Source organism: Spirochaetales bacterium (assembly GCA_016930085.1).
Taxonomy (GTDB): Bacteria; Spirochaetota; Spirochaetia; order SZUA-6; family JAFGRV01; genus JAFGHO01.
The window spans coordinates 1-11,246 of sequence record JAFGHO010000043.1; the positions used below are offsets into that span (position 1 = coordinate 1).

Annotated in this window: 7 protein-coding genes; 5 read left to right on the top strand and 2 right to left on the bottom strand. The window is 46.6% G+C overall.

What is annotated here, in order from left to right; genetic code table 11:
* Positions 1–278: 278 nt before the first annotated feature.
* Together gyrB and gyrA are read left to right on the top strand one after the other, a co-directional pair.
* Positions 279–2,186, top strand: a complete 1,908-nt coding sequence (gyrB, locus tag JW881_07305) for a DNA topoisomerase (ATP-hydrolyzing) subunit B (protein MBN1697304.1) — start codon at positions 279–281, stop codon at positions 2,184–2,186.
* 120 nt (positions 2,187–2,306) lie between these two features.
* Entirely contained in the window at positions 2,307–4,730 is a 2,424-nt protein-coding gene (gyrA, locus tag JW881_07310; GenBank protein MBN1697305.1) for a DNA topoisomerase (ATP-hydrolyzing) subunit A, read from the top strand.
* 1,099 nt (positions 4,731–5,829) lie between these two features.
* Here the strand turns inward: gyrA and JW881_07315 are convergent.
* The gene (locus JW881_07315; GenBank protein MBN1697306.1) at positions 5,830–6,354 is read right to left on the bottom strand and encodes a GNAT family N-acetyltransferase; all 525 of its coding nucleotides are present in this window, start codon (positions 6,352–6,354) and stop codon (positions 5,830–5,832) included.
* 1 nt (position 6,355) lies between these two features.
* Complete coding sequence (locus JW881_07320; GenBank protein MBN1697307.1) at positions 6,356–6,580, bottom strand: NifU family protein; 225 nt, start codon at positions 6,578–6,580, stop codon at positions 6,356–6,358.
* 222 nt (positions 6,581–6,802) lie between these two features.
* Here JW881_07320 and JW881_07325 point away from each other — a divergent pair, with 222 nt between their 5' ends.
* The 3 genes from JW881_07325 to JW881_07335 form a co-directional block, all read left to right on the top strand.
* Entirely contained in the window at positions 6,803–8,530 is a 1,728-nt protein-coding gene (locus JW881_07325; protein ID MBN1697308.1) for an ABC-ATPase domain-containing protein, read from the top strand.
* Between the two features lie 54 nt (positions 8,531–8,584).
* Positions 8,585–9,130, top strand: coding sequence for a phosphoribosyltransferase (locus JW881_07330; protein MBN1697309.1), 546 nt, complete (start codon positions 8,585–8,587; stop codon positions 9,128–9,130).
* A gap of 192 nt (positions 9,131–9,322) precedes the next feature.
* The coding region (locus JW881_07335; GenBank protein MBN1697310.1) for a glycoside hydrolase family 9 protein at positions 9,323–11,246 on the top strand (1,924 nt) is incomplete at its 3' end.

The window sequence follows — 11,246 nt, forward strand, 5'->3', positions numbered from 1 at the left end:
ATAACTATAATTACTTATAATACAAGTAATTATTTTTTAAATTAGTATGTAATATACACTTTTTTATCTAAAATATATAAACAAATTATAAGTAAAAGTATTCAGCTTTTATCCACAGGTTATCCACAACTTGAACACGTCACTTATTTTGTTTTTCATCGACTGTTTGCAGCCATTTTATCTTATAGAAAAGGATGATGCAAGGGGAATTTAACGTTACTTTACTTTTTTTTTATAAAATGATATGATTACGGCTTATGGAAAATAAAAGTATAACCATGAAAACAGACTATTCCGCCCAGAGTATCCAGATTCTTAAAGGACTCGAACACGTTCGGAAACGGCCAAGTATGTATATCGGTTCGACAGGAACGGAAGGGCTTCACCATCTGGTATATGAGGTTGTGGATAATAGTATCGATGAAGCACTTGGCGGTTTTTGTACTGAAATCGCCGTAAAACTAGGCAGAGGAAATATTGTTACCGTTGAAGATAACGGAAGGGGTATTCCGGTTGATATCCATCCTGTTGAAAATGTCAGCGCTCTTGAAATCGTAATGACGAAACTCCATGCCGGCGGTAAATTCGACAAGAATACCTATAAAATTTCAGGCGGTCTTCATGGTGTTGGCGTATCTGTCGTTAATGCTCTTTCAGAATGGTGTGAAGTATACGTTCATCGGGAAGGAAACATATACTATCAGCGGTATAAACAGGGAGTGCCTGAAGAGGCGGTTAAAATTACGGGTAAAACGGAAAAAACCGGGACGATCACGATATTCAGTCCGGATCATTCGATTTTCAAGGATGTCAATTTCAGTTTCGATACGCTGTCAAACAGACTGAGGGAACTTGCTTTTTTGAATAAAGGGATAAAAATTACCATTATCGATGACCGTCTATTCAAACCGAAAGAGCACGTTTTCGAGTTTGAAGGCGGATTGATTTCCTTTATCAGCTATCTCAATAAAAACAAGAAATCCATTCATAAAGAGCCTGTATATATCGAGGGCACAAAAGACGACATTATCGTCGAGGTGGCACTCGAATATAATGAAACATATAATGAGAATATCTATTCTTTTGTCAATAATATAAACACAAGGGAGGGGGGGACACATCTTTCCGGTTTTAAATCCGCACTTACGAGAACACTCAATGATTTTATGAAACGCTTGAAACTCAACAAGAAATTCCAGGAGAACTTAAGCGGTGATGATGTGAGGGAAGGACTTACCGCGGTTATTTCCGTCAAGGTTCCCGACCCCCAGTTCGAGGGACAGACAAAAGCACGTCTCGGTAACAGTGAGGTGAGAGGAATCGTAGAATCAATCGTTAATGAAAAACTCACCCTCTATTTTGAACTCGACAGTGAAGCGGCAAGGAAGATTCTTGAAAAATCAATCCTTGCGGCCAAAGCCAGGGACGCGGCAAGAAAAGCGAGGGAAATGACACGGCGAAAAAGTTTTCTGGAGAGTACCGGTCTTCCCGGAAAACTCGCCGATTGCTCGGAGAGGGATCCTTCACATTGTGAGATATATATCGTCGAGGGAGATTCCGCGGGCGGGAGTGCGAAGCTTGGAAGGGACAGACAGTTTCAGGCGATTCTTCCGCTTTGGGGCAAAATGCTCAATGTCGAGAAGACGAGGATAGATAAGGTACTGGCGAACGACAAGCTACAACCGATCATTACGTCACTCGGTACAGGCGCCGGTTCAAGCTTCGATATATCGAAACTCCGTTATCACAAGGTAATAATCATGGCGGATGCCGATGTCGACGGTTCGCATATCAGGACGCTTATTCTCACTTTTTTCTTCCGGTATATGACAGAACTCGTCGAAAGAGGACATGTCTATATTGCCATGCCCCCGTTGTACAAGATATCAGTCGGTAAATCGGTGAATTATGCGTATAACGACGAGGAAAAGGATAAGTTGTTAGGCGAATTAAAGAGACAATCGGACAAGATAAACGTTCAGCGTTACAAAGGTCTTGGAGAAATGAATCCTGATCAATTATGGGAAACGACAATGGATCCTTCGACAAGGAATATAATAAAGGTTCAGCTTGAAGACGATGTGGAGGCGGACGAAATTTTTACGACGCTTATGGGAAGCAATGTAGAACCGAGGAGAAAGTTTATCGAGGAAAACGCCATTTATGTATCTAATCTCGATGTGTAATATTTTTTCCCTGTAATGTTTCGCATCACGAGTCGTATCCGCGACAGGGCGAAATATATTCATGACAAAAAAAGATGATGTATTCATCACATATCACGCTACCAGTATGAGGAGAACATTGTGGACGGTAAAGAAGGCAAAATAATTCCAGTGGCCATAGAAGACGAAGTAAAGGAATCATATCTCAATTACGCCATGTCTGTCATTGTCAGCAGGGCACTTCCCGATATACGGGACGGGCTGAAACCGGTACACCGGAGGATTCTTTATTCGATGAACGAGATGGGATTGCGTTCGGACAGACCGTACAAAAAAACGGCGAGACCTGTCGCCGATACACTCGGGAAATACCATCCACACGGCGACCAGTCGATTTATGACGCCCTCGTCAGGCTCGCTCAGGATTTTTCATTACGGTATCCAGTGATAGACGGACAGGGGAATTTCGGTTCAATTGACGGCGATCCCCCGGCGGCGATGCGTTATACGGAAGCGAGAATGGGAAAACTCGCGGAGGAGATGCTCAGGGATATCAACAAGGAAACGGTTGATTTCGGGCCGAATTACGACGATAGTATGACAGAACCGATCGTTCTTCCCGCGGGAATTCCATTTCTCCTCATCAATGGAGGAAGCGGTATCGCGGTCGGTATGGCAACGAATATCGCCCCGCATAATCTCAAGGAATCGGTGAATGCCATTGCGGCGTATATAGAAGAACCGAATATAAAAACGGAAGCATTGATGAAACATATCAAGGGACCTGATTTCCCGTCCGGCGGCATTATTCTTGGAAGAGAGGGAATAAAGGATGCCTATAAAACGGGAAGGGGAAGAATCGTCCTCCGGGCGAGATTGACACTCGAGACGAACACACAGGGAAAAGAAACGATCATTATCACCGAACTTCCATACCAGGTCAACAAGGCGAACCTGATCATTCAGATAGCAAATCTTGTAAAGGAAAGAAGGATAGAAGGAATCACCGATCTACGCGATGAATCCGACAGGCACGGTATTAGGATCCTGATTGAACTCAAGCGCGGCATTACACCACGAGTGATTATAAATCAGCTTTTTACAAACACAAACTGTCAGACGGCCTTTTGCGTGAACAATGTCGCTTTGGTCGACGGTACACCGAAAGTGGTGAATCTCAAAGAAATTATCGTTGCGTATGTGAGTCACAGGAAAGAGGTTGTCACACGAAGAACAAAGTTCGATCTGAGAAAGGCGGAAGAACGGGCTCACATTCTCGAGGGACTGAAAGTAGCGCTTGAAAACATCGACGAGGTAATCGCGATTATAAAAGCCTCGGCCGACGTGAATGCGGCAAGAACACAGCTGATTAAAAAGTTCAGATTGACGGAAATACAGGCACAAGCGATTCTTGACATGAGACTGCAGAAACTGACCTCACTCGAAACAAGAAAGATAATCGAAGAACTGGAAGAACTGAAAACACTTATAAAGAAACTCAAGGATCTTCTATCAAGCGAACAAAAGATACTAGGAGTCGTAAAAGACGAACTGATGGAAATAGCGGAAAAATACGGGGATGAGAGAAGGACGGAAATAAGGGTTGAAGAAGCGGAGGAACTCGATATCGAGGATCTCATTATAAAAGAGGATATGGTGATTCTCATTTCACATCAGGGATTTATCAGGCGTGTTCCTCTTTCCGCATACAGACGGCAGGGTAGGGGAGGAAGAGGAGCGACGTCAGCCTCGAGGGATACCGATTTTATCGAACATCTTTTCATCGCTTCAACGCATGACTATATTTTGTTCGTTACAAATGAGGGAAAGGCGTACTGGCTTAAGGTACATGAAATTCCGGAAGGTTCTCGTACGTCGAGGGGCGCGAACGTGAGAACGCTTCTGTCGATTTCAAATGATGAAGATATTACCGCGGTCGTATCTCTTGACGATTTTTCATCTGAAAAAACATTTTTCATGGCAACATGCAGGGGGGTGGTGAAACGGGTAAATATAGATCTATTTACCAATGCAAAGACCCGCGGCATCATTGCGTTGAACCTCGATCAACAGGATAAGCTAATCGCAGCAAAATTGACAACAGGTGACGACGAAATCGTACTCGTGACGAGACAGGGAATGGCGTTACGGTTTCATGAGGAAGCGGTTAGGGTTATGGGACGATCGTCGCGGGGAGTTCGGGGAATCAGGCTTTCAAAAGAAGACGAAGTAATCGGTGTTCTTCCCGTTTCGGAAAAAGAAGAAATGTTTATCGTGTCGCAATTCGGTTTCGGAAAGCGGACGAAATACGAAAATTTCAGTTCGCATGGCAGGGGGACAAAGGGACAGATCTGTTGCAAGGTGACGGAGAAAAACGGGGAAATCGCCGGTGTGCTTTCGATCAATAAGCAGGATGATATCGTTTGTATCACCTCAAAGGGAAATACCCTGAAGGTGAGGGCAAATGAAATACCGGTTTTGGGAAAGACAGCTGTCGGCGTAAAAATCGTCAGTATCGAAAAACCGGACATCGTGATCGGTGTCGCCCGCGCGGAAAAGGAATAATTGTTTCACGTGAAACATTCTGCTTTTATTTTCATGGTTATAGATATTGTTTAATAAAGAACTCTTTACTTTAGCGCCTGTCGAGTCTTTAATTTTTTATCTATGATTATATTCGATTTATCGGGCACAATTATTCTATTTGGTCCGACCGGGGAATGTTTATATAGGAAGCGGTGTGTCGTTTGTCAAGGTGTTTTTATAGCCGAAGTATCCAAAATGGTGAATAATGATTCGTGTATATTGAAATTATTCTATTTCGACCAGATAAATGCTGAATTATCTTAAACAATTGTCGTAAATTCCTTCGAGGGGACTGCAGTAATCTCTTCTCCTCATTACTCCATTTCTTAAATATTTTCTCAAATTCTTCGATGACTTTATTTCCATATCTCTCCACCATCGATAGAAACAACGCCAACAATTCCCTCACCAACTGCGCGATACTAAAGCAATTCAAATCCGCATGTAACAGCTTAATCTCTCGATACATATCCTCAGTAAAATAAATATGGACATGTTCCCGACTTTCATCGGGATTGTCCGAGACCGCTCGATATCGACTCATCCGTTGTATTCCCCATTTATATTCCTTTAAAATCAAAGGATCGATGCAGGACAATATCCAGACAATGACGCCGGATAACGAACGGCTTGAACCGGACAATGTCAGGTTGCGCAACTTCTCTTTCATTAAATCCGTGATGATAAAATGGAATTCATGCGTATTTGTTTGTATCATTTGACAACACCCCCTGAGTAATCTTTCTCATACATTGTATAACACTAAAAAAGTGTGTGCTGCTTTGATTTTTTTCTAAAAGAGATGAAGAATATATAAAAAACACAATTCCTCTGTATTCTTTGTTATTTATTGGAATTATTACAGCTTTGTGAGAGAAATCTTTTAAAATAATTATTATACAAAAACTATAGAATTATTTTCGATTAATTATGGTTCAATTAGGTAATAGTATTCGTATGACATATATAAGGAAACCAGCCATGATACAATCATATAAAACAGGTAGCATCTGGCTATTTTCCCAGGTTCCCGATCTCTTATTAATGAAAGAAATCAGGAACTATCTGTTTATAATTCTCATTCATTTTCCACAATCCCGTACGCATAACAATCGTGCCAGATCGGAATATCATTCTTATCTCTTCGAAAAAAGGCCTTTTGCCTGAAGCATCCTTCCCGCTTCATTCCGATTTTCTCGAGAACTTTCCACGACGGGATGTTTGCGGGATTGCAGTATGCGGCAACCCGGTGTGCTTTGAGTACGGTAAAGGCAAAATCGATTATCGCCTTCGATGCTTCAGTGCAATAACCGTTGTTGTGATAAGTCGGGTTGAAAATAAAGCCCAGTTCCCAGGTCATGTATTCTTTCGGATCGGTGTGATGAAAATAAAGATGTCCGACCATCTTGTTTATTTCTCTGAGGATGACGGCAAAAAAATCATTGCCTGCCGCCCTTTCGGCGGCAAGTTTTTTTGCTTCGTCTTTCGTGACGGGACTTCCCGGTTCGAACTCGAAAATTTCCGGGAGAGAAAGATACCGGTAAAGATCCTCCCAATCGGATTGTCTGAATTGTCTGATAAAGAGGCGTCCGGTTTCTATCATTTCAGACGGACTGTACTTTTTTCACGCCCGGCACTTTTTCCTTGAGGTGTTTTTCGATTCCCTGGCTGAGTGTCATCTGTGCCATGGGACAGCCGTGACAGGCACCCTTGAGCCGGACTTTGACGATTCCGTCTTCCGTCACATCGACGAGTTCGACATCTCCTCCGTCAGCCTGAAGCGAAGGCCGTATTGTTTTTAATGCCGATTCCACTTTTTCTTTTAACATCCTTTTCTCCTTTGTAAGACTGTGGATATAATATAATGATTGGCAACAGTGTGGTCAAGGTGACCAGAGAGTAGGAGAGGCGGGCCATAACAATGAGAAGACAAAAAGACCTTGTGTGCTTTCTCTGTGACAATTCTTGTGCGGCACCCGTCGACAGTGACGTGGCATTGGTAGTTCCTGTTTCCGCAAGACAACATTTTCTTTTCAATGTATACTTGCAGTATGGAAAAACTGAAAGCCAGATTGCAGAGTATGGAGAGAAAGGGGTATTCGTCGTACAAGCAGCTTCACGGGAGTTATTTTTTTTCTTCATATAACCTCGTGATAGATCATGTCCAGAGTGATCCTTTCGCGCCGCCGTCCGCGGTTCGTATTATCGTTCCTCTCGAGAAGACCGGTATACCGTCTGGTTACCTGGCGAACAAAATCCGCCGTACTGCGACGGCCGATTTTTTAAGCAGGGTGTTCAGCCGGAATACGGTGAAGTATAGCGGCGGTACCCGCGGAACGGGAAACAGCGGTGATATCCGGATCGATGTCGGTGCACAGGAAGTACTCGAAAGGACATGTATGGTGATAAGTGAAAACAGGATCGAGGCGCGGATACACATAGGTCTCCCTGCGTTCGGAAGGCGCGTCAATGCGAAAGACGCGGCCTCGATTTTTTTTGATGAACTCCCGAAGATCGTCGAATCGTCCCTTTTTATAAGGCATCTCGACGAAGGAGAAATCGCCCGTCACGCCGATGTTGTCGAAGACCAGGAGATACTCAGAACACAGCTTGGAGAAAAAGGGCTTGTCGCCTTTATTGAAAACGCCTCGATTCTGCCGAGACAAAGCGGTATAAGCGACAAACCGATGCCGGGGGAAACGGCGATACCGTTCACTTCGCCGGTATCGATGGAAATAGAGGTTACGCTTAAAAACAGGGGACCGGTACGGGGGATGGGAATCCCTTCCGGTGTCACACTCATCGTCGGCGGCGGGTATCATGGAAAATCGACGCTTCTCAAAGCGATCGAACGCGGCGTTTATAATCATATTCCCGGTGACGGGAGGGAGGGGGTCGTGACCGTCATAGACGCCGTAAAGATAAGGGCTGAAGACGGCCGTTCGATCGAGTGTGTCGATATTTCACCATTTATTTCAAATCTTCCTTTCGGCAGGGAAACGGATGCTTTTTCAACCGATAACGCGAGTGGAAGCACTTCCCAGGCGGCAAATATAATTGAGGCGATAGAAATCGGCACGTCGCTGCTTCTCATCGATGAAGACACCTCCGCCACCAACTTCATGGTCCGTGACGAACGGATGCAGGCCCTTGTGGTAAAGGAAAAGGAACCGATCACCCCTTTTATTGACAGAGTCAGGGAACTGTCTGAGAAGAGCGGCATATCAACGATTATCGTCATGGGCGGGTCGGGCGATTATTTTTCAGTGGCAGATAATGTCGTGATGATGGACGGTTTCAGACCGATTGATGTCGGTGACAGGGTGAAAGCGATTGTAAGCGATTTTCCTTCCGGACGTAAAAACGAGGTTACTTTTGCCTTCAGATATCCCCCGGATCGAATTCCTCAGCCGGAAGGCTTTCCCTCACCCAGGAGGGGAAAACCGCTGAAGGTGCAGGCAAAGAGCAGAACCCATATCAGGTACGAAAACATAACGATCGATCTTTCCTCAATGGAACAACTGGTCGATGAAAGCCAGACACGTGGGATCGCATCGTCGCTGGTTTTCGCCGTACGGACACTCGTTGACGGAAAGAAAACGCTTGCTGAGACCGTGCGGGAAATAGAAGGATTGCTCGACCGGTGGGGCCCGGATGCTTTATGTGTCGCGGAGTACCCGTGGGGCGATATCGCAAGGCCCAGAAAAAACGAGATTGCGGCGGCGGTGAACAGACTTCGCGGGATTCGGATGAGGCGGCAATTAATGCCGGAATCCTAGCAGGTATTTTTTTATTGCAGAAGGATATTAACAAAAACCGAGTAAGGAGAGTGAATGGAGACAAAAAGCTATGATTACGGAAGCAGGACGGGAATCAGGGAGATAAGTTGGGATGATTTTGGAGTCCTTGCGATGATGCTCGCGGAAACGCTTTCAAAGGAAAAGGTGGAGGTTGTTGTCGGGATCGCCCGTGCGGGACTTTTTCCATCAACGGCGGTCGCGTGTATGCTTCGAAGGGAGATGTATCCGGTCAGGGTGACGCGCCGGTTCGACGATGAGATCGTTCGGAGAGAACCTGAATGGAAAGTGAACCTTCCCCGTGATGCGGTCGCCGGCAAGGTCGTTGCGGTCATCGACGAGATGGCCGATTCGGGGAGAACGCTTGTTGTGGTCAGGGATGAAGTAATGAAGGCGGGGGCGTCTCGTACGGTTACCGCGAGTCTTTTTTGCCACTCGTGGGCCGAACCGAAACCCGATATCGTCGTCGTCGAAACCGACGCACTCGTCCTCCTGCCGTGGGATTACCGGGTTTACCGTGATGGAGTGTGGATCGTCCATCCAGAATACGAAGCGGCTTTACGGCAACAGGAAGAGAAGTGAACATAAATCACATAACAGCTAACACATGCGGCAGCGTGACGAGAGGTTTTCGGAGATACCGTTTTCACTGCGCAGCCGGTAAAAACCGTTTCGGATAAAGCCCTTACCGCCAAATCATCTGATTTCCCTATTGCTCGATCCCGTTCATCTGTTATAATGAATCAAAAAAAAACATTTCGGAGGGTTTGCCTTATGAGGAAAATAATTCGGGTTGCTTTATTATTTGTCCTTTTGATTATCGCGTCAACCGGTTTCGCCTACAATTACGCGGAGGCGATGCAGAAGGCTATTTATTTTTACGAGTGCCAGCAGTCGGGCCGGCTTCCCGCCTGGAACAGGGTCGAGTGGCGGGGCGATTCCTGCCTCAATGACGATGTGACGGGCGGATGGTACGACGCGGGCGATCACGTGAAGTTCGGGCTTCCGATGGCCCAGGCCGCAAGTACCCTCGGGTGGGCAGCCTATGAATACAAGGACGGTATCGTCGCCGCTGGCCAGTGGGAAGCCTTTGAGAACAACCTCAGGTTTGTACTGGATTATTTCGTTTCCTGTCATCGGGGGAATCAGTTCGTCTATCAGGTCGGTGACGGGGGCCAGGACCACGGGTACTGGGGTCCGGTCGAAGTGATCGAGGAGATCATGGACCGGCCTGCTTATACCTGCAATGCTTCCTGTGTCACTGCGGGAACCGCTGCGGCGCTGGCGATCGGTTCGATTCTCTTCAACGATGGCAGTTACCTGAGTCACGCGGAACAGCTTTTTCAGATAGCGGATACGATAAGGAGTGACGACAGCTACACGGCGGCAAATGGATATTATCAGTCATGGAGCGGATTTTATGACGAGTTGATGTGGGCGGCGGTCTGGCTATTTATCGCAACGGGCGACATTACCTATTTACAGAAAGCCGAAGGCTATGTTCCCGAACTAAACAAGCAGGGATACCAGGAAACCGACCCCATAGAGTACCAGTGGGGGCACTGCTGGGACGATCAGCATTACGCGGCTATGATCATCCTCGCGAGGGAAACGGGCAAACAGGAATATTACGATTTTGTCAACATGCACCTCGACTGGTGGACGGCAGGCTATGATGGGAACAGGATTACCTACACCCCGGGAGGACTCGCTTTCTGCGATTCATGGGGAAGCCTTCGCCATGCCGCGAACACGGCATTCCTTGCTTTCGTGTACAGCGAGTTCGTGGGTGATGCCGAACGGCGAAGCCGGTACTATGATTTCGCCGAACAAATGATCGATTACTGTCTCGGTGATAACCCCCGGAACTCGAGTTATGTTGTCGGGTTCGGAAGCAATCCGCCGAAGCGGCCACACCACAGAAACGCCCACAGTTCTTTCTATGGACTGATAAACGATCCCGACTACCACCGGCATAATCTTTACGGCGCCCTGGTCGGCGGCCCGAACGAGTCCGACGGATATACCGATGCGATCGACGATTATGTGTGCAATGAGGTTGCCTGCGACTACAATGCGGGTTTCGTCGCCTGTCTCGCTAAGATGGTGGAGACCTACGGCGGTTCGCCGATTTCGGGATTTCCCCCGCTTGAAGAACGGGAACCGGAAATGTTTGCCGAAGTCTGTTACAACAACTCCTACGGAACCTATTCCGAAATCAGGATGAACATGAACAACCGCTCGGGATGGCCCCCCCGGGTTTCCGATTCACTTTCCGCCCGTTACTATGTCGACCTGACCGAGGTATTCGATTCCGGATACGCATTAAGCGACATCAGTGTGCGTATGAACAGTTCGGATGCCTCGATATCCGGGCTTTATCATGTGTCGGGGAATGTCTATTATGCGGAAATCGATTTTTCAACGACGAAGATATATCCGGGCAGTATGCAGTCGTATTACAAAAGCGCCCAGTTCTCGATCGGACTTGCATCAGGGGTCGGAACACCGGACGATTGGGATCCGTCAAACGATTATTCCTACCGGGAAATGACGACAAGCTTCGCAATTTCAGCGTATATCCCCGTCTACGACGACGGGGTGGTGGTATACGGCTCGGGTCCAGGCGATACACCGACGAATCCGCCCGCAACAGTTCCCCCTACCCAGACGAATCCTCCGGCAACGCCGACTACTC